The 18683-nt window shown below is 39.1% G+C and carries 20 protein-coding genes; 18 read left to right on the top strand and 2 right to left on the bottom strand.

Translation table 11 applies throughout. From position 1 onward, the window contains the following. The first annotated feature begins 182 nt into the window (after positions 1 to 182). The 4 genes from LMOATCC19117_RS14420 (at position 183) to LMOATCC19117_RS14405 (ending at position 5272) form a co-directional block, all read left to right on the top strand. The gene (locus tag LMOATCC19117_RS14420; RefSeq protein WP_003730710.1) at positions 183 to 1385 is read left to right on the top strand and encodes a M20 family metallopeptidase; all 1203 of its coding nucleotides are present in this window, start codon (positions 183 to 185) and stop codon (positions 1383 to 1385) included. Beyond that, on the top strand, positions 1385 to 2785 hold the full coding sequence (locus LMOATCC19117_RS14415; protein WP_003727600.1) for an MFS transporter: 1401 nt from the start codon (positions 1385 to 1387) through the stop codon (positions 2783 to 2785). Before LMOATCC19117_RS14420 ends, LMOATCC19117_RS14415 begins: the two co-directional genes overlap by 1 nt. A 15-nt stretch (positions 2786 to 2800) precedes the next feature. Continuing rightward, positions 2801 to 3991 (top strand): amidohydrolase, encoded by a 1191-nt coding sequence (locus LMOATCC19117_RS14410; protein WP_003734202.1) that lies wholly within the window; start codon positions 2801 to 2803, stop codon positions 3989 to 3991. An 87-nt stretch (positions 3992 to 4078) separates the two neighbouring features. Continuing rightward, a complete protein-coding gene (locus LMOATCC19117_RS14405; RefSeq protein ID WP_003734203.1) occupies positions 4079 to 5272 on the top strand; it encodes an MFS transporter in 1194 nt (397 codons plus the stop codon). A gap of 46 nt (positions 5273 to 5318) precedes the next feature. Here the strand turns inward: LMOATCC19117_RS14405 and LMOATCC19117_RS14400 are convergent, their stop codons facing one another. Beyond that, positions 5319 to 6050, bottom strand: a complete 732-nt coding sequence (locus LMOATCC19117_RS14400; RefSeq protein ID WP_003734204.1) for an SDR family oxidoreductase — start codon at positions 6048 to 6050, stop codon at positions 5319 to 5321. Positions 6051 to 6210: 160 nt separating this feature from the next. Here LMOATCC19117_RS14400 and LMOATCC19117_RS14395 point away from each other — a divergent pair, with 160 nt between their 5' ends. Both LMOATCC19117_RS14395 and LMOATCC19117_RS14390 read left to right on the top strand, forming a co-directional pair. Next, the gene (locus LMOATCC19117_RS14395) at positions 6211 to 6738 is read left to right on the top strand and encodes a TetR/AcrR family transcriptional regulator (RefSeq protein WP_003734205.1); all 528 of its coding nucleotides are present in this window, start codon (positions 6211 to 6213) and stop codon (positions 6736 to 6738) included. Between the two features lie 23 nt (positions 6739 to 6761). After that, positions 6762 to 7469, top strand: coding sequence for an SMUG2 DNA glycosylase family protein (locus LMOATCC19117_RS14390; protein ID WP_003725842.1), 708 nt, complete (start codon positions 6762 to 6764; stop codon positions 7467 to 7469). Positions 7470 to 7523: 54 nt separating this feature from the next. On the opposite strand, the gene LMOATCC19117_RS14385 is transcribed toward LMOATCC19117_RS14390, so the two are convergent. Further along, a complete protein-coding gene (locus LMOATCC19117_RS14385; RefSeq protein WP_003725841.1) occupies positions 7524 to 8342 on the bottom strand; it encodes a D-alanyl-D-alanine carboxypeptidase PBPD2 in 819 nt (272 codons plus the stop codon). A 357-nt stretch (positions 8343 to 8699) separates the two neighbouring features. Between LMOATCC19117_RS14385 and mnmE the strand changes: the two genes are divergently transcribed. The 12 genes from mnmE (at position 8700) to LMOATCC19117_RS14325 (ending at position 18654) form a co-directional block, all read left to right on the top strand. Then, on the top strand, positions 8700 to 10073 hold the full coding sequence (mnmE, locus tag LMOATCC19117_RS14380; RefSeq protein ID WP_003727605.1) for a tRNA uridine-5-carboxymethylaminomethyl(34) synthesis GTPase MnmE: 1374 nt from the start codon (positions 8700 to 8702) through the stop codon (positions 10071 to 10073). A 24-nt stretch (positions 10074 to 10097) separates the two neighbouring features. Then, complete coding sequence (mnmG, locus tag LMOATCC19117_RS14375) at positions 10098 to 11987, top strand: tRNA uridine-5-carboxymethylaminomethyl(34) synthesis enzyme MnmG (protein ID WP_003725839.1); 1890 nt, start codon at positions 10098 to 10100, stop codon at positions 11985 to 11987. Positions 11988 to 12145: 158 nt separating this feature from the next. Next, positions 12146 to 12526, top strand: coding sequence for a DUF1310 family protein (locus tag LMOATCC19117_RS14370; RefSeq protein ID WP_003734206.1), 381 nt, complete (start codon positions 12146 to 12148; stop codon positions 12524 to 12526). A 24-nt stretch (positions 12527 to 12550) separates the two neighbouring features. Beyond that, a complete protein-coding gene (locus LMOATCC19117_RS14365; RefSeq protein ID WP_003734207.1) occupies positions 12551 to 12943 on the top strand; it encodes a DUF1310 domain-containing protein in 393 nt (130 codons plus the stop codon). A gap of 111 nt (positions 12944 to 13054) precedes the next feature. Next, positions 13055 to 13441, top strand: a complete 387-nt coding sequence (locus tag LMOATCC19117_RS14360) for a DUF1310 domain-containing protein (protein ID WP_003734208.1) — start codon at positions 13055 to 13057, stop codon at positions 13439 to 13441. 127 nt (positions 13442 to 13568) lie between these two features. After that, positions 13569 to 13955 carry a DUF1310 family protein gene (locus LMOATCC19117_RS14355; protein ID WP_003727610.1) on the top strand — a complete coding sequence of 129 codons (387 nt, stop codon included), beginning with the start codon at positions 13569 to 13571 and terminating at the stop codon, positions 13953 to 13955. A gap of 5 nt (positions 13956 to 13960) precedes the next feature. Next, the gene (locus LMOATCC19117_RS14350; RefSeq protein ID WP_003734210.1) at positions 13961 to 15241 is read left to right on the top strand and encodes an Mbeg1-like protein; all 1281 of its coding nucleotides are present in this window, start codon (positions 13961 to 13963) and stop codon (positions 15239 to 15241) included. Then, positions 15234 to 15599, top strand: a complete 366-nt coding sequence (locus LMOATCC19117_RS14345) for a hypothetical protein (protein ID WP_003727612.1) — start codon at positions 15234 to 15236, stop codon at positions 15597 to 15599. Before LMOATCC19117_RS14350 ends, LMOATCC19117_RS14345 begins: the two co-directional genes overlap by 8 nt. A gap of 1 nt (position 15600) precedes the next feature. After that, a complete protein-coding gene (locus LMOATCC19117_RS14340) occupies positions 15601 to 15867 on the top strand; it encodes a hypothetical protein (protein WP_003725834.1) in 267 nt (88 codons plus the stop codon). Between the two features lie 152 nt (positions 15868 to 16019). Further along, the gene (rsmG, locus tag LMOATCC19117_RS14335; RefSeq protein ID WP_003727613.1) at positions 16020 to 16736 is read left to right on the top strand and encodes a 16S rRNA (guanine(527)-N(7))-methyltransferase RsmG; all 717 of its coding nucleotides are present in this window, start codon (positions 16020 to 16022) and stop codon (positions 16734 to 16736) included. A 201-nt stretch (positions 16737 to 16937) separates the two neighbouring features. After that, positions 16938 to 17633 carry an N-acetylmannosamine-6-phosphate 2-epimerase gene (locus LMOATCC19117_RS14330; protein WP_003734211.1) on the top strand — a complete coding sequence of 232 codons (696 nt, stop codon included), beginning with the start codon at positions 16938 to 16940 and terminating at the stop codon, positions 17631 to 17633. Between the two features lie 19 nt (positions 17634 to 17652). After that, positions 17653 to 18654: a Gfo/Idh/MocA family protein gene (locus LMOATCC19117_RS14325; RefSeq protein ID WP_003722159.1), complete on the top strand. Its 1002-nt coding sequence runs from the start codon at positions 17653 to 17655 to the stop codon at positions 18652 to 18654. The last annotated feature ends 29 nt before the right edge of the window (positions 18655 to 18683 follow it).

The following is an 18683-nucleotide window of genomic DNA, read 5'->3' as shown; positions in this document are numbered from 1 at the left end:
CTAGCAGTTGAGCTTTTTTTGTGACTTCAGCACCGGATTTTTGACATTGGTTTGAGTAATTTACAAAAGAAGAAAATTTCAAGCTAAAACTAAGCAAAAAAGTAAACTTCTTTTCGCTTGGTTTTTTTTATAATTAAGTTGTAGTGAAAATACGGAAGTTCTGGCCAGCGGAAGTATTAAAAATGGAGGTTTGGACAATGAAAGAGAAGTTATTTCAAAAACTAGACGAAAAACGAGATCGCATGATAGAAATTCGTCGTTACTTACATGAACACCCTGAACTTTCTTTTCAAGAGGAAAATACGGCGAAGTATATTGCGGATTTTTATAAAGAAATGGACTGCGATGTGCGGACGCATGTTGGTGGGAATGGCGTTGTAGTAACGATTGATACAGGCAAGCCGGGCAAGACACTTGCGATTCGTGCAGATTTTGATGCACTGCCGATAACGGAAGAAACTGGTCTAGCTTTTGCATCTAAAAACCCTGGTGTAATGCACGCTTGTGGTCACGATGGACATACAGCTTACATGCTTATTTTGGGCGAAACACTTATTGAAATGAAACAAGAATTAACCGGGAAAATAGTTATTTTACATCAGCATGCGGAAGAAACTCCTCCTGGTGGCGCGATTCAAATGATTCAAGACGGGGCGCTGGATGGTGTTGATAATGTCCTTGGGATTCATGTGATGTCTACGATGAAAACGGGTGAAGTTTTCTACCGTGAGGGTGCAATTCAAACTGGTCGCTCTTATTTCAAACTTAAAGTACAAGGTCAAGGTGGACATGGCTCATCTCCGCATTTAGCGAATGATGCTATTGTTGCAGCAAGTGAATTTGTAGTAGCTGTTCAAACGGTGATTAGTCGTCGTTTAAATCCATTTGATGTTGGTTCGATTACAATTGGTTCTTTTGATGGAAAAGGTAGCTTTAATGTCATCAAGGATGCGGTTGAGCTTGAAGGCGATGTGCGCTCTATGTCTGAAGAGGCACGCAACATTATTCAAAAAGAAATTACCCGTATCGTTAGCGGAATAGAGGCAATGTTTGGCGTTACTTGTGAACTTGATTACAAAAATGATTATCCTGTTTTAAATAATGACGAAGCTTTGACTGATTTTGTTGTTAAATCTATTAAAGGGGCGAAAATTCCAGAAATTACAGATGTTGTGCGCTGTGAACCGCAACCACCATCAGAAGACTTTGCTTATTATGCAAAAGAACGTCCGAGCTCATTTTTCTATGTGGGAGCGATGCCGGCAGATGGGCATTTTTATCCGCATCATCATCCAAAATTTGACATCAATGAAGATTCATTATTAATTGCATCAAAAGCCATGGGAGCTTGTGTTGTAGATTACTTAAAAGGAGAGAATAACTAATGACTTCAACAGCGTATAAAGGTACAAATAAACTTATTGTTGGGATTGTTTTCGGGGTTATCACGTTTTGGCTTTTCGCACAATCAATGGTGAATATCGTTCCGGCCGTGCAATCTGACCTTGGAATTTCCTCTGATTTACTTAGTATTGCCATCAGTTTAACCGCGCTATTTTCAGGTATTTTTATCGTTGTAGCGGGCGGTATGGCTGACAAATTTGGTCGCGTGAAATTAACTTATATCGGACTTATTCTTAGTATCATCGGTTCACTGTTACTTGTTGTCACTCAAGGGGCGACGTTACTTATTATCGGCCGTATTATTCAAGGGCTTTCAGCTGCTTGTATTATGCCAGCAACCCTGGCCTTAATGAAAACTTATTTTGAAGGGGCTGATAGACAAAGAGCGCTTAGTTACTGGTCGATTGGCTCATGGGGTGGATCAGGTATTTGTTCATTCGCAGGTGGAGCTATCGCAACATACATGGGCTGGCGCTGGATTTTCATTATTTCCATCGTATTCGCACTGCTTGGAATGCTACTTATTAAAGGTACTCCAGAAAGTAAAGTCGTTCAAAATACAAAAGCAAAATTTGATTCATTTGGTCTTGTTCTTTTTGTTATCGCAATGGTTTGTTTGAACCTTATCATTACTCGTGGGGCTACATTTGGCTGGACAAGCCCAATTACTATTACAATGCTCGTTGTTTTCCTTATTTCTGCGGGATTATTTTTCCGAGTGGAATTACGACAAGCGAACGGATTTATTGATTTCTCGTTATTTAAAAATAAAGCTTATACTGGTGCGACACTTTCCAACTTCTTGTTAAATGCAGCTGCTGGAACACTAGTTGTTGCAAATACTTATGTGCAAATTGGTCGCGGTTTTACAGCATTCCAATCCGGTTTACTTTCTATCGGTTACCTTGTCTGTGTGCTTGGAATGATTCGTATTGGTGAAAAAATTCTTCAACGAGTTGGCGCGCGTAAACCAATGATTTTAGGCTCTGGTATTACGGCTGTTGGTATTGCTTTAATGGCGCTCACTTTTATTCCAGGAACCCTTTATACGGTGCTTGTGTTTATCGGTTTTGCTTTATTCGGGATTGGACTTGGTATGTATGCAACTCCTTCCACAGATACAGCTATCTCTAATGCTCCAGAAGATAAAGTCGGAGTAGCATCAGGTATTTACAAAATGGCAAGTTCGTTAGGTGGCTCATTCGGTGTGGCAATTTCTGCTACGATTTATGGTGTGATTGCACTTTCTGGAAATATTGATTTAGCCGCAATGGTGGGGCTTTTAACTAACGTCGGTTTTTGTGTCGTGTCACTTATTTCCGTTGCTATAACAACACCGTCTGCGAAAAAAGCGCTCGAATTAAAAGCCGCAAAAGAATAGGAGGTTGGATTTATCATGCGTACCAAGTTAATGAATATGCTTCAGGAACGAAAAGATGAAATCACTCAGATTAGACGTCATTTGCACGAACATCCTGAATTATCGTTCCATGAAGCAGAAACCGCAAAGTTCATCCAAGATTTTTATAAAGGAAAAGACGTAGAAGTGGCAACCGAAGTGGGAAATGGTCATGCGGTTGTTGTAACGATTAAAGGCGGGAAACCGGGGAAAACGATTGCGTTACGTGCCGATTTTGATGCTCTTCCCATTGAAGAACAAACGGAATTACCATTTAAATCTAAAAAACCTGGCGTAATGCATGCATGTGGTCATGACGGACATACTGCTTATTTACTCGTTTTGGCAGATTGTTTAATCCAACTAAAAGAAAACATCCCTGGAACGATAAAAATTGTTCATCAACATGCCGAAGAAACACCACCCGGCGGAGCGAAAAGTGTTGTCGAATCTGGTATTTTAGATGATGTGGATCAAATTTTTGGTATTCACGTATTTCCATTTGGTGAAAGCGGCCAAGTTTATTATCATAGTGGCTTCGCGATGGCTGGTCGCACTTATTTTAAACTTAAAATTCAAGGTGTTGGCGGGCATGGTTCGTCTCCACATATGGCGAATGATGCGATTGTCGCGGGTGCTTATTTTGTGACGGCCATTCAAACAGTGGTGAGCCGCCGTTTGAACCCATTTGATACGGGCGTTATAACGATTGGTTCTTTCGATGGTAAAGGTAGTTTTAACGTTATTAAAGATGCAGTGGAGCTAGAAGGCGATGTGCGTTATATGAATACTGAAAACCGTGATAAAATGGATGCAGAAATCCACCGCATTGTTGCTGGTATGGAAGCGATGTTTGGTGTAACGTTGGAACTAACGTACACGAACGACTACCCACCACTTTACAACGATCCAGCTGTAACAGAACAAGTAGTTGCAAGTTTGCAAAAAGGTGTTGGCGAGTACTTAACGGGCATTTCTGAATACGACATGCTTTCCGGATCAGAGGATTTTGCTTATTATTTACAAAAAATTCCTGGAGTCTTCTTCTATATTGGCGCGAAACCGAAAAATACTTCGAATGCTTATTTTAATCATCATCCAAAATTTGATATAGATGAAGATGCGTTGTTAGTTGCTGCCAAATCGGTGGCGGACGTGGTTTTAGATTATTATAAATTAAATGGATAATAGCTTTGAAAAGAGCATAGTCAGAAAAAGAATCTGGTTATGCTCTTTTGCAATTGGCGGGACTATAGAAGAGTGGAGTGAATTCAAATGAATCAGGTAAAAGGAGAAAAGCATTCGTTAATGGTGTTACTTGTTCTATTTATAGGCTACACTAGTGTATACGTGGATAAATATACTATTGGAATTTCGCTTGTGACTGTTTCTCAGGATTTAGGATTTGATCCAAGTCAAAAGGGGTTGATTTTAAGTGCCTTCTTTCTTGGTTACACACTTTTTCAAATTCCAATGGGGTATTTAAACAATCGGATTGGCGCACGACCAGTTCTTGCGGTATCAATTATTATTGTCGGGCTATTTCTTGTTATTTTTGGCTTTGGCTATTCCTTGTTGTTTTTGGTTGTTATTCGTTTCTTATCCGGAGCACTTGGACACGCGGGTTATCCCCCGTCTGTCAGCAATTATATTTCACTTCATATTCCGTTGAACAAGCGAGGTTTTGCTCAGTCCGCAATGCTCGCTTCCTCTGGTTTTGCGGCATTTATTGGGCCATTGTTAATCGCGCAACTGTTGCTATCAGTGGGTTGGCGCAATACATATTACTGGATTGGTATTGCGGTGATTTTGATTGGCTTTCTGATTTTAATTGTCGTACCTAAAGCGCCGAAAATAGACCTAAATGCTCAAAAAGAAAAAATCAAAGTACCTTTCTCAGAACTTTTGAAAGATAAACAGCTTTGGATTCTTTTGCTATCAGCGCTTTTTATAAATGCAGCGAACTACGGTTTAACAAGTTGGCTTGCTTCTTATTTGAATGAGGTTAGAGGGATTTCTATTAGCGAAGTGAGCTATATTAGCTCTTTAGCTGGCCTTTGTATTTTAATTGCAGGAGTTGTCGGTGGCTATTTCATTAGTCGTTTTTTCAAAGGAAAAGAGCCGATTATTATTTTCGCATTTTGTGTGCTTGGAGCGTTCGCGGTATACGGGGTGTATTTATTTGAACAATTAGCGCTATCGGTTATTTGCTTGTGTTTATGTAATATATTCCTAATCATGGCCTTTACAACGCTAATGGGATTGCCGCACAAGTTGTTTCAGCAGAGCCACATTGCAACAAAATACGCGGCTATAAACTCGGGCGGAGTTTTAGGTGGCTTTTTTGCACCGATGATTATAGGGGATTTGGTAAACGCGACTAACTCTTATCAATCGGCTTTTCTGTTCTTGGCGTTAACTTTATTAGCATCGGGATTGATTGTTTTAGCGATTAAAAAAGACCAATAAAATAAAAGGAGGAAAACCAGATAGCTCTGTTTTCCTCCTTTTTTAATTAAGCTAATCCTCCATTGGTGAAAATGACTTGACCATTCACCCAGCGTGCAGGTCCGGCTAAAAATGCTACGGTTTCTGCGATATCTTCAGGTTGTCCTAGGCGTTCTAAAGGTGTGGCTTTTGCTAAGTTGTCAATTGTTTTATCGTCTTTTCCAGTCAAAAATAACGGAGTGGCGGTCGGGCCAGGTGCTACTGCATTAACGGTTATATCTTTCCCACGAAGCTCGCGCGCCAGAATTAATGTGAGCGACTCAACCCCGGCCTTACTAGCAACGTAGGCCCCGTAAGTCGGAAAACTGCTTCGCGTTACCGAAGTGGAGAAATTGATAATCGCGCCGCCATCTCGAACTCTGAGGGCAGCTTGCTTGGAAACGACAAAAGTGCCCCGGACATTGGTTCGCTGAATCAGGTCAAATTCATCCATATCCAAAGTAGCAATCGGACTTAATTTCATAATACCTGCCGTGTTAACGACAACATCAATTCCACCAAACTGGCTTTCAATGAAATCAAATGCACGAATCATCTGCGCCTCGTCAGCAACATCGCCGCCAACACTAATCGCTTCTCCACCAGACTTCACAATGTTTTCAACAAGCGCCTCGGCTTTAGCCTTATTACCCGAATAATGAACCACAACAGCAAAATTTTGTTCGACCAATTTGTTGACGACGGCCTTACCAATACCGCCAGAACCCCCTAAAATAAATGCAACACGTTTATTTGTCATAATCTATTCGCTCCTTTAAATTCAAAATGGTTACTTTTTTTAATTTTAGTAACTTTATAGTTGGAAGTATACTCCTTTTAGTTACTTTGTCAAGGATTTGTAACTTTTCTGTTTTCCTGTATAATAAAAAGCAAAGAATGAGTTGAATCGAGGGGTTAAAATGGCGAGACTATCACAAGAAATTATTTTAAATATGGCAGAGAAAATCATTTACGAAAAAGGCATGGAAAAAACGACGCTGTATGATATTGCGGGTAATTTGAACGTCACACATGCGGCACTTTATAAGCATTATCGAAATAAAGAGGATTTATTTCAAAAATTGGCGCTACGTTGGTTAGAGGAAACTTCGCGGGAGATTTTCGATTGGACACAGGACGCAGGGCAAACACCAGATGATGCGCTTCACGACTGGCTTTGGCTCTTGGCCGATACTAAGAAAAAACGATACAAAACCGACCGAAAAATGTTTTTACTTTATACGGATTATATTGAACAAAATGAAGAATTAGTGAAAAACCACGTAGCCCATTTAGCACAAAAAGCCGAAGAAGTGAGCGGTCGAACGAACCAAGGAAACGCGATTATTACGGCGTTCACTTATTTTCATAATCCTTATTTTGCAAGCAGGTGGGAACAAGCGGGTTATGCGGAGTTATTTGAGGATGTTTGGCAGATTGTGAAATAAAAATAAAGAGAGGGCTAATTTACATGACTGAAAATACAACTATTGCTAAACGAATATTGCAGTTTAATGAGGCGCTTGCGAATAGTTCGTTTGATTTGCCGGAGGGGTATCGCACCGTTAACCCATATTCTGGTGATCAAAGCGAACTAGTGCAAAAAATAACGACCACATTTTATCAGAAATACTATAATGATACTAAACTGCGCCGGATAATACTTGGAAGTTCTCCCGCGCGGAGAGGTTCTGCTGTGACAGGCGTTCCTTTTGAAGACGCAAAACACCTTCAAAACGAAACCGGTATTTTTATTGATAAATTTTATATAAACCAGTCTTCCTCAGATTTTTTATATGATGTTATGACAGAATACGGCGGTTGTGAGGCATTTTATACTGATTTTTATATGAATTTTGTCTGCCCGCTTGGTATTGTTCGTATGAATGCAAAAGGCAATGAGGTTAATTGCAACTATTATGAGAATAAGAAACTACAAGAGGCGCTGAAGCCAATTATTTTAGAATCACTTCAAAACCAAATAGATTGCGGGATAGATACTTCGGTCTGTTACTGCATTGGCAGCGGCGAGAATTTTAATTTTTTATCGAAAATAAATGAGGAGCATCATTTTTTTGATACAATCATACCTTTGGAACATCCACGCTTTATTATGCAATATAATTCTAAAAATAAAGATGTATACATGGAAAAGTATCTATGCGCTTTAAAGAGTTGATGCTGAACTATTTAAAAAGAACTTCTCAGCGAAAGAGAGGTTCTTTTTCATTCGTTAATTTTCTTTAAATCCAACCTCCATCAGCTTCTCTGTATCTTTAAATCGTTTTTCCGCAGTTCCCGCATCTAGGACAATCGAAATCACACGTTTTCCTCCACGTTCAGCTGTTCCAATAAAGCAATAGCCTGCTTCATCTGTAAATCCAGTTTTTAGTCCATCTAAGCCTTGAATCGAACCGAGTGAGTCATTGGTGGATTCAAGTTTGGCGCCTTTGTCAGTGGTGACACTAGATTTGGATGTTGTCTCTAACACTTCAGGATGAGTGGAAATTAATTTAGATGATAGCAAAAATAAATCCTTTGTGGTAGAAACAGCGGATTTTCCGTCAACATCAAGTCCGCTAGCACTGACAAATGTAGTCTTACTCGACATACCTAATTTTTTAGCCTGGTTATTCATTTCTTTGGGAAAATTAGCTCCGTCTAAACGATCTCCCAGTGTTTCCGCGGCATCATTTGCAGACATAGTGAGCATCGCGCTGTATAAATCTCTGACGGACCACGTTCTCTTTTGTGTAATCGCGTAAAGGGAAACCGCGGAAGGATCATCCAATCGAACAAGATCAAGCTTTTCATCCCACGATAATTCATTGTTATCCACAGCCTCTAAAACTAAAAAAGCTGTCATTAATTTGGTCAAACTGGCAATCGGCATTACTTTATCAGCGTTTTCTTCATATAACGGTTCACCATTTTCGACTGAATAAACCGCGGCGGCATTTGCTGACAAATATAGGTTTGGTTGCTTCGTGGAACAGGATGAGAGCAGTAGTAGCCCCATTAATAGCACCCAAGTTAGTTTATGTATTTTCATTTTTTCTCCTCCTTTTAACTTTAGTATAGATAAAAAGAATTGAGTTAAAGCCAAGGAAGTGGAAGGATAAGTTAAAGCTTTAACGAGAAAATTTAAGTTTTCTTAACTAGTAAGGATAAAACTATTGTTATTCACATGTGGATAAGTTAAAATGGTATGGATGAATTTTTATTAATGGTTTTTCTGTGGATATGTTAATAAGTCTATGGATAACCTTCAAAATACTAACAATTTAATTGCTTTGGTCAAAGCGGAGCGTAAGTTGTTGAAAATGCACAAAATCATGTGCCAAAATTTATTCAAAATAGGATAAGGCTTATTTGAGCTGAAATTCTAATGAGAAAGGATGAGTAAAGAATGGAATTTGATACTATTGCTGCAATCTCAACACCGCCGGGAGAAGGGGCCATTGCTATTATTAGATTAAGCGGTCCAGAGGCGATTCAGATAGCGGATCGTATTTTTTATGCCAAAAATAGCTTAAGTGAAGCAGAAAGTCACACCATTCACTATGGTCATATAAAAGAAGACGGCGAAGTAATTGAGGAAGTAATGGTCACAGTTATGCGTGCACCTCGTACTTTTACACGGGAAGATGTGGTAGAAATCAACGCGCACGGCGGAATTGTTTCCGTGAACCGCGTGTTGCAACTGTTACTTCGAAATGGGGCTAATTTAGCTGAACCAGGTGAATTCACAAAGCGCGCATTTTTAAATGGAAGAATTGATTTGTCGCAAGCGGAGGCTGTGATGGATTTAATTCGCGCCAAGACAGACCGGGCGATGGGCGTGGCAATTAGACAAATGGACGGAAATCTTTCACGGTTGATTCGCAATTTACGTCAAGAAATTTTGGATGCACTAGCGCAAGTCGAAGTAAATATCGACTATCCGGAGTATGATGATGTGGAGGAAATGACCCAGCGAATGCTACTCGAGAAAACCGAGCTAGTTCGCGCTTCCGTCGAGCAACTTTTACAAACAGCAAGCCAAGGGAAAATTCTTCGTGAAGGCCTAGCAACGGCTATTATCGGTCGACCAAATGTTGGGAAATCATCTTTGCTTAACCAATTAATTCAAGAAGAAAAAGCGATTGTCACAGATATTGCTGGGACGACGCGAGATATTATAGAAGAATACGTCAATGTTCGCGGTGTTCCGCTGCGTTTAATTGATACGGCCGGAATTCGTGAGACAGAAGATATTGTGGAAAAAATTGGTGTAGAACGTTCAAGAAAAGCCTTGGCGGATGCCGATTTTATCCTGCTAGTATTAAATCAAAACGAAGAGCTGACAGTGGAAGATGAAGCGTTATTTGAAGCAGCCGCGGGTCATAATTATGTGGTCGTTTTAAATAAAACAGATTTGGAAACAAAGCTTGATATAAATAGAGTGCGTGAACTTGCGGGAGAAAACCCGATTGTTTCCACTTCTCTAGTAAACGATGAAGGTTTAGAGGCTTTAGAAGAAGCAATTAAAACACTATTTTTTGCGGGTGACATTGATGCGGGTGATGCAACATATGTATCGAACGTTCGACACATTGCGCTCCTTCACCAAGCACTTGAAGCTTTAAATGGCGTTACAACAGGGATTCAGCTCGGTATGCCAGTGGATATTGTCCAGATTGATATGACTCGTGCATGGGATTTACTAGGTGAAATTACTGGTGATTCTGTCCAGGATGAATTACTCGATCAGTTGTTCAATCAATTTTGCCTTGGAAAATGATTTTTTAGGAGATGTTTTTATAAAATGCAAACCTATGATGCAGGAACTTTTGACGTCATCGTTGTTGGTGCAGGCCATGCGGGAGTAGAAGCTGGTCTTGCCAGTGGTCGAATGGGCGCAAAAACACTGATGTTAACGATAAATTTAGATATGGTCGCTTTTATGCCATGTAATCCTTCTGTTGGAGGTCCAGCAAAAGGCGTGGTTGTGCGCGAAATTGATGCTCTTGGTGGCGAAATGGGTCGCAACACGGATAAAACATACATCCAAATGCGGATGCTAAATACAGGTAAAGGCCCGGCTGTTCGCGCATTACGTGCTCAAGCAGACAAATGGGATTACCAACACGAAATGAAACACACAATTGAAAAAGAAGAAAATATCACTTTGCGCCAAGGTCTTGTTGACCGTTTAGTGATTGAAGATGGCGTGTGTAAAGGCGTTATTACAAACAGTGGCGCGATTTACTACGCGAAAACAGTCGTTATTACTACTGGAACTTTCTCACGTGGCGAAATTATTGTTGGTGAACTGCGCTATTCCAGCGGTCCAAACAACCAACAACCTTCTGTGAAACTCTCAGAGCACTTGGAAGAACTAGGTTTTGAACTGCGTCGCTTTAAAACAGGAACACCACCGCGCGTAAAATCAAGTACGATTGACTATTCAAAAACAGAAGAACAACCGGGTGACGATCATCCGCGGGCATTTAGCTTTGATACGGTGGAAATGTTGCTTGACCAACTACCGTGTTGGTTAACTTATACCAACGAAACAACCCACGAAATAATCCAAGCGAACTTACACCGTTCACCAATGTTTACAGCAACGAAAAAAGGCACTGGCGCAAGATATTGCCCATCCATTGAAGATAAAATTGTTCGTTTCAGCGACAAACCAAGACACCAAATCTTCCTTGAACCAGAAGGCAAAAATACCGAGGAAGTATATGTCCAAGGCCTTTCCACCAGTTTGCCAGAAGAAGTGCAACGCGAAATGCTAAGAACTATTCCGGGACTTGAAAATGTAGAAATGATGCGTGTAGGCTACGCTATCGAATATGATGCAGTAATGCCAGACCAACTGTGGCCATCACTTGAAACTAAATTAGTCGAAGGTCTTTTCACAGCCGGCCAAATTAATGGTACAAGTGGCTATGAAGAAGCAGCCGGCCAAGGCTTAATGGCAGGAATCAATGCTGCTCGTAAAGTCTTTGAAAAAGAACCAGTTATCCTTGGTCGCGACCAAGCTTATATCGGCGTTTTAATTGACGATTTAGTAACAAAAGGAACCGAAGAACCATATCGTTTACTTACATCTCGTGCCGAATACCGTTTGCTATTACGCCATGATAATGCAGATTTACGTTTAACAGAAATCGGTCATGAAATCGGCTTAATTAGCGACGAACGTTATGAACGCTTTTTAGCAAAACAAAGTGCCATCGAAGCAGAAAAAGAAAGACTACAAAAAACACGCATTAAACCAACTGCTGAAGTCCAAGCAATGCTAAAAGAAATCGGCTCAGGCGAGCTAAAAGACGGAATTCTAGCAGCAGATTTACTTCGCCGACCCGAAATAACTTACGACAAGATCGCCCAAATTGTTTCACGTGAAACATTTGTGACCGACGAAATCGCTGAACAAGTAGAAATTCAAATTAAATACGAAGGCTACATCCAAAAATCCAACCTTCAAGTAGAAAAAATGAAACGCATGGAAGACAAGAAAATCCCAGAAAACATCGATTATGATGCAATCAGCGGCCTAGCAACAGAAGCCCTAGAAAAATTAAAGAAAATCGAACCCCTTTCCATCGCCCAAGCGAGCCGTATCAGCGGAGTAAACCCAGCCGATATATCTATTTTGTTAGTTTATATTGAGCAAGGAAAGATAGCGAAAATAAGTAAATAAGAACACGGATTACTATAATTACTGAAACCGCATGTTCACGGAAACTTCAAACTTACCGTTTAAGTTGAAAGTTTCCGCTGAATAATGTGGTTTTTTCTTGTTTTTAATTAAGGTAGATTGGGATTACATAGAAGAAGACATACTGCAGAGGTGAATGTGTGAAAAAGAGGTGGTTTATAGCAATGGTAGTTGTAGTAATGATTGTTGCGGGATTAGGCGTGAAATTTTATATGGATGAAGAGAAATTAAATAAAGAAATGATAAATGTAGTATATAGTGATGAAGCGAAAAGAGTTTTTGAAAATGGGTTGAAAAATTTGGATGCTAAAGCATTGACTGGGAAGGGTGTAATTAACACATATGAAATTGATAAGAAAAGTATCAAACAAAACCCTATGGGAGGAATCAATGTTACTTTGCACGTTAATGGAGATTCTGAGTTATATGTTTTTTTTACATTGAATAAAGCTGATGACAAAAAACTAATTGATGATGGTGGCGGAAATTCTGCAAAATTAGGAAAATTATTAGACAACTAAGAAAATAAAAACAGAGGTGAATGTGTGAAAAAGAGATGGATAATACTATTTGGAATTGCAATAATGATTATTTTTGGTCTAGGGATAAAATTTTATATGGATGAAGAGAAATTAAATACAGAAATGATGAATGTGGTTTGTAGCAATGAAGCAAAAGAAGTATTCAATGATGATATAAAACTTATTGATACGAAAGCATTTACAAAAGAAGGGCTAATTCAATCATATGAAGTTGACAAGGAAAGTATAGAGCCTAATCCAATGGGCGGAATAATAGTTGCATTAGTTATTAACAAGGATCCTGCTTTGAAATTAACATACACGTTGAAGAAAAATAATGAAGATTTAAAGAGTGGTGGAGCAAGCATATCTAAGGAGCTTACAAAACAATTGGGGCTTTTGAACGGATATAAATGAGTTTTTATAGAGCTAAGAGACGATTAAAAGACTGAAAAAAAGAAAGTGAAAATTTCTAACATGTGATAAAATAGACCTACAAATAAAAAGTCATACAACAGAGGTGAAGAGTTGAAAAAGAGATGGATAATAGTACTAGGAATTACAGTAATAACCATTTTTGGTTTAGGGGTGAAATTCTATATGGATGAAGAGAAATTAAATAAAGAAATGATGAATGTAGTTTATAGTGATGAAGCGAAACAAGTATTTGAAAAGAGGCTGACAAACTTGGATGCAAAAGCATTCACGAAAGAAGGTATAATTCAATCATATGAAATTAATAAAGAAAGTATAGAGAGAAATCCAATGAGAGGAATAAATGTTACTTTAATTATAAATAAGGATTTAGAGTGGTATATTACCTATACTTTAGGAAAACAGAACGACAAATTAGATGGTGGGGGTGCTAGCATCTCTAAGGAGCTTACAAAGAAATTGGAACTTAAGGGGAGTTAAGATAGTCCAGCCAATACTAACTAAGAAATTAAACAAACGTTAAAAGACTGAAAAAAAAGAAAGTGAAAATTTCTAACATTTGATAAAATAGACCTACAAATAAAAAGCATACAGCAGAGGTGAAGAGTTGAAAAAAAGATGGATAATAGCACTAGCAATTATAGTAATAACCATTTTTGGTTTAGGGGTGAAATTCTATATGGATGAGGAGAAATTAAACAAAGAAATGATGAATGTAGTTTATAGTGATGAAGCAAAACAAGTATTCGAAAAAAGGCTGACAAATTTAGATCCAAATGCTTTTACAGAAAAAGGTATAATTCATTCTTATAAAATTGAAGAAGGAAGCGTAGAGCACAACCCAATGGGAGGTATAGAAGTCGGATTAATAATTAATAATGATTCAGAACTAAATGTATCATATACCTTGAGCAAGAACAATGGAGAGTTAAGTGGTGGTGCTTCAGTTGTATCTGAAAAGCTTTCTAAACTATTAGGTCGTTGGGAGGAGTAGGGATGATGGGGCATGTAAATACTGATCAAGAGAGAGTGGAATTGGCAAAAAAAGAGTACAGCAAGTTAGAACTTAAGCAGGAGGTGAATATTTCAATATCCAATCGAGAAAAAAAGATAGGAAACGTATCCCAAACAATCAACAACAAAGCAGCCGGACAGCAAACCTATATCATCACAGAAAAATACACGCCGCCCACAGCTTCCCATATTGAGAGAAGCAAAGTAAAAGAGGTAACAGTTCTTTACAGAGGTTCCACTGCACCCACTCTGGCAAGTGGTCTTACGCCGTTTCATAAGGATAGTCTTGATGTGTGGACGGATTGGGGCGTAAATGATATTCCAACCGCAATCCAAATCACAAATGGCGGAGGATCCACAGTAACACCCCAACTAAAAACCTCCGCAGAAACCTTAAAACAAACCATGAAACTCTACCCAAACGCCCAAATCTACGTATACGGTCATTCTCTAGGCTCCATGAACGCCCAGTACGCTATCGCAGACTTAGATAAAAAAGACATCAAACGCATCAGCGGGGGTTTCTTCTACCAAGGCCCGAATATCTACTCCAACCTAACGCCAAAACAACAAGATACCGTAAAAGCAATAAACGCTTTAGATAGATTATTTAATTTTATTGATAGGAAGGATTATGTGCCAATTGGTTATGGTATCGGAGACCCGACAATTGGCCATTTAATAGAGGTTGAGTCGAAAAAAGCTGGTATGGTTGAGCAACATATGTGGGGTGGTTATCAGTTTGACAAAGAAGGAAACATCCTAACAAATAAAGAAGGCAGCCTTCAATTAGCTAAATACGTAACAGCGCAACAATTAGCAGCTATCAACATCATGCGAACCAGTTTTACAAAAAGCGGTGGTGGCCTATCCTCATCCGAAGAAATATTCTTGGATGCAGCGGAAGCACTAGCAATTACGCAAGGGATGAAACAAACGATTCAAGGCGAAATTAGAGCTTTAAAAGATGTTTTTGATAAAGAAATCGAGAATGCTGAAGAGTTGTGGCGCGATACGCTTTCAGATGCAAGGGATATCGGCTCCAATCTATATGAGTCAGAAATACTCGCCGCACTTGCTTGGGGCGGGGCGACTGAGCCGGAAATTGTGATAGACACAGTGCAAGACTGCGAAAAATCCTTAGTCGAAGCAACCAAAATAGAACAAGAGTATGATAAATTGCTAGAACGAATCAACGAAGCAATAAAAAGCCAGCTAAAAACCGACCAAGAATTAGCCAAACAAATAGGGAGCATGTATGGATAAACAAAGACAACTACTGCTAAAACTAGAAAATTTAGATGATGATTTTAATAGAAAAAGACGACAATTGGACGAAGCGATGGACGATGCATCTCAAGAAAAATGGCGGTTTCACCAAGAACTAGAAAACCTTTCTGAACAAATCAGGTATATCCATCAAAAAAGAGATTACGAAGCATCTGAAGACTTGCAAAAAGCCTACCATTTAATCAGTTCTATCCAAGAAGAAGGCGATTGGAAAGTAAAAAACACACTAACAAAGCTAGAAAATGAACACGAAGAGCATCAAGCACTTTATAAGAAACAAGTGAATTCTTATGAAGAAGAACTACATCAGCTAAAAAAGGATCGTGATCTATAACATGATAGATAAACTAAAAGCAGAATTATTAGAGTCACGCAGAAATCTAGAAAAAAATCTTATTGGGATGTTTGTGGCGAGCCAAACTCATGCAACATCAGAAAATCGCAAACGAATGTTCAAAATGATCAAACGGGACAAAATAGCAGATATAAAAAGCAATTGTCAGGGTTACATAGATGGACTTTCCACCACAGCAGAAGGAAAATGGGTAAATCAAGCCAAAAAAAGTTTTAAAGAGAATGCCAACAAGTTTGATAATTGTTAAACGTAATACGAACTTGCTAAAAAGAACGAAAATACTTATACTTGAAAATAATGAGCTAAAATATATGGTACAAGCCTGTTTAAAAGTATAAACCAAACCCGTCTACCATCCTAAACACGGCAAAAATCGCGAAAATAAAGTGAGGAAAAAATATGAATCCAGAGCAATTCCAAACAGCACTTGCTGAAAAAGGAATAGAATTAAGCGACACGCAACTAAAACAATTCCACGATTACTTCGAAATGTTAGTAGAATGGAATGAAAAAATGAATTTAACAGCTATTACTGATGAAAAAGAAGTGTATTTAAAGCACTTTTACGATTCTATCTCTGCCGCGTTTTATGTAGACTTTACTAAGTTCGATACGATTTGTGATGTCGGGGCTGGCGCTGGTTTTCCAAGTCTCCCAATTAAAATCTGCTTCCCGCATCTAAAAGTAAGCATCGTAGACTCCTTGAAAAAACGTATGACTTTCCTTGATGCACTAGCAGAAAAATTAGGCCTAACGGATGTGCATTTTTATCATGATCGCGCTGAAACATTTGGTCAAAACAAAGCGCACCGCGAAAAATACGACCTTGTAACCGCACGTGCCGTAGCAAGAATGAGCGTATTATCCGAACTGTGCATGCCACTTGTCAAAAAAGGCGGTTCGTTCCTAGTAATGAAAGCAGCCCAAGCCGAGCAAGAGCTGCAAACAGCCGAAAAAGCCATCAAACTATTCGGCGGAAAAGTCGAGGAACACTTCTCTTTCTCCCTACCAGTAGAAGAAAGCGAGCGCAATATCTACGTCATCACGAAAACAAAAGAAACCCCCAACAAATATCCACGCAAACCCGGAACACCCAACAAATTACCAATCGAATAAACTAACAAAGTCCTTTCAAACGAAAGGACTTTTTATTTTTAACAGCAACGTCATTTTTTAAAGCTAGTTTCCGCAACTAGCCACACTAAAATATGAAAATAATTTTCATTTAATTGATATTGATAAAATCATTTTCTTATGATATAGTCTGTTTGAAAACGCATACTTTACACTGAAACACAGTATAGAGGAGGAGTATCAGTGGGCAATTCTGTTATGGAAAAAATCAAAGGCGGGTTAGTGGTTTCCTGCCAAGCTTTAGAAGACGAACCACTTCATAGTGCATTTATTATGTCGAAAATGGCTCTGGCCGCAGTTCAAGGTGGTGCTGTTGGTATCCGAGCAAATACCGCAAAAGATATTAGGGCAATTCAAAGTGAGATCGACGTCCCCATTATCGGTATTTACAAAAAAGACTACGATGATTCGGACGTATTTATCACACCAACCTTAGAAGAAGTCAGAGAAATATGTGAAACGGGAGTAGAAATTGTTGCGATGGATGCAACAACGAGAAAAAGACCACATAACGAAGACCTCAAAGACATACTAAGTGCCATTCGAAAAGAGTTTCCAAACACGCTTTTCATGGCAGACACAGGTAGTATTGAAGACGTTTATTACGCTGATTCCCTCGGTTTTGACTTAATTGGCACGACACTTTACGGCTACACCGAAGAAACAGCGAATAAAAATATCAGCGACGACGATTTCTCCCATTTGAAAGAAGTTTTGAAAAGTACGAAGCGCCCAGTGATTGCAGAAGGGAAAATCGATTCGCCTAGTAAAGCACGACAAGTTCTTACGTTAGGTTGTTATGCCGTTGTTGTTGGCGGCGCAGTAACTCGGCCACAGGAAATAACCACCCGCTTTACAAATGAAATTAAAAAAATCTAAGAAGAAAGAGGTAAGTGATATGACAAAGCAAATCAAAGTTGGCGTAATTGGCGTTGGACAAATGGGGCAGTATCATGCAGAAATTTACCAAAAGCTTCCGCAAGTAGAGTTAGTAGCAATTTGTGAGTACAACGATGAAAGACGCGCCGAAATGGCAGAAAAATTTCAGTGTAAAGCATACAAAGACTACCACGAACTTCTAGCAAATACGGAGATTGAAGCTGTGAGCATTGTTTTACCTGATAATATGCACCGTGATTGCGTGGAAGAAGCTGTAAAATACAAAAAACACATTTTACTCGAAAAACCACTCGCAAAAGAACTGGAAGACGGCAAAGCAATGTATGAACTGACCAAAGACTACGACAAAGTGTTTACAGTTGGCTTTTTACTCAGATTTGATCCTCGTTTTAATATGATTAAACAGCGCCTCGATAATGGCGAATTGGGTGATATTATTCATCTTTATTGTCGTCGTAACAGTCCAATTACCGGGCCAAAGCGTTACATAGGTGCTTCTGATTTAAGTATGCACGTAATGATTCACGATATTGATTATATTAACTGGTACATGGATAGCGAGCCAGTCAAAGTTATTGCCAAAAGTCGCAGTGTTTTACTTAAAGAATACGGCATGAATGATGTGATTTATGCCATTGTTACGTACGAAAATGGCGCAATTGCTTGCCTGGAAGCTTGCTGGGTCTTGCCAGAAAATTCGCCAACCATCATTGACGACAAACTTGAATTAGTCGGAACAAAAGGCGTAGCATATGTAGACTCTTGCGACCACGGTGTTCGTTTTGTTAGTGAAAAAGGGGTATCTTATCCGGATTCAAGACATTGGTATTACACAAATGGCGAAGTTTCCGGCGATTTAGCTGAGGAAGTAATGGCATTTATTAATAACGTGGCGAATAACACAAAATCAATTATTACACCAAAAGAAGCGTATGATTCCTTACGAGTAGTAGATGCGATTGAACGTTCCATTGCTGAAGGAAAAGAAGTATCACTATAAAATAGCGCCACACATATGATTGGAGGGGG

It is taken from the genome of Listeria monocytogenes ATCC 19117 (genome assembly GCF_000307025.1).
Classification (GTDB): domain Bacteria; phylum Bacillota; class Bacilli; order Lactobacillales; family Listeriaceae; genus Listeria; species Listeria monocytogenes_B.
The sequence above is the reverse complement of the archived record's forward strand: the minus strand, read 5'-3'. Positions and strand labels throughout refer to the sequence as shown.

What these genes read in the sequence shown, in the direction of transcription:
- LMOATCC19117_RS14420 (WP_003730710.1), top strand. Translation starts at nt 183, where the DNA reads ATGGAGGTTTGGACAATGAAAGAGAAGTTATTTCAAAAACTAGACGAA.
- LMOATCC19117_RS14415 (WP_003727600.1), top strand. Translation starts at nt 1,385, where the DNA reads ATGACTTCAACAGCGTATAAAGGTACAAATAAACTTATTGTTGGGATT.
- LMOATCC19117_RS14410 (WP_003734202.1), top strand. Translation starts at nt 2,801, where the DNA reads ATGCGTACCAAGTTAATGAATATGCTTCAGGAACGAAAAGATGAAATC.
- LMOATCC19117_RS14405 (WP_003734203.1), top strand. Translation starts at nt 4,079, where the DNA reads ATGAATCAGGTAAAAGGAGAAAAGCATTCGTTAATGGTGTTACTTGTT.
- LMOATCC19117_RS14400 (WP_003734204.1), bottom strand. Translation starts at nt 6,050, where the DNA reads ATGACAAATAAACGTGTTGCATTTATTTTAGGGGGTTCTGGCGGTATT.
- LMOATCC19117_RS14395 (WP_003734205.1), top strand. Translation starts at nt 6,211, where the DNA reads ATGGCGAGACTATCACAAGAAATTATTTTAAATATGGCAGAGAAAATC.
- LMOATCC19117_RS14390 (WP_003725842.1), top strand. Translation starts at nt 6,762, where the DNA reads ATGACTGAAAATACAACTATTGCTAAACGAATATTGCAGTTTAATGAG.
- LMOATCC19117_RS14385 (WP_003725841.1), bottom strand. Translation starts at nt 8,342, where the DNA reads ATGAAAATACATAAACTAACTTGGGTGCTATTAATGGGGCTACTACTG.
- mnmE (WP_003727605.1), top strand. Translation starts at nt 8,700, where the DNA reads ATGGAATTTGATACTATTGCTGCAATCTCAACACCGCCGGGAGAAGGG.
- mnmG (WP_003725839.1), top strand. Translation starts at nt 10,098, where the DNA reads ATGCAAACCTATGATGCAGGAACTTTTGACGTCATCGTTGTTGGTGCA.
- LMOATCC19117_RS14350 (WP_003734210.1), top strand. Translation starts at nt 13,961, where the DNA reads ATGGGGCATGTAAATACTGATCAAGAGAGAGTGGAATTGGCAAAAAAA.
- LMOATCC19117_RS14345 (WP_003727612.1), top strand. Translation starts at nt 15,234, where the DNA reads ATGGATAAACAAAGACAACTACTGCTAAAACTAGAAAATTTAGATGAT.
- LMOATCC19117_RS14340 (WP_003725834.1), top strand. Translation starts at nt 15,601, where the DNA reads ATGATAGATAAACTAAAAGCAGAATTATTAGAGTCACGCAGAAATCTA.
- rsmG (WP_003727613.1), top strand. Translation starts at nt 16,020, where the DNA reads ATGAATCCAGAGCAATTCCAAACAGCACTTGCTGAAAAAGGAATAGAA.
- LMOATCC19117_RS14325 (WP_003722159.1), top strand. Translation starts at nt 17,653, where the DNA reads ATGACAAAGCAAATCAAAGTTGGCGTAATTGGCGTTGGACAAATGGGG.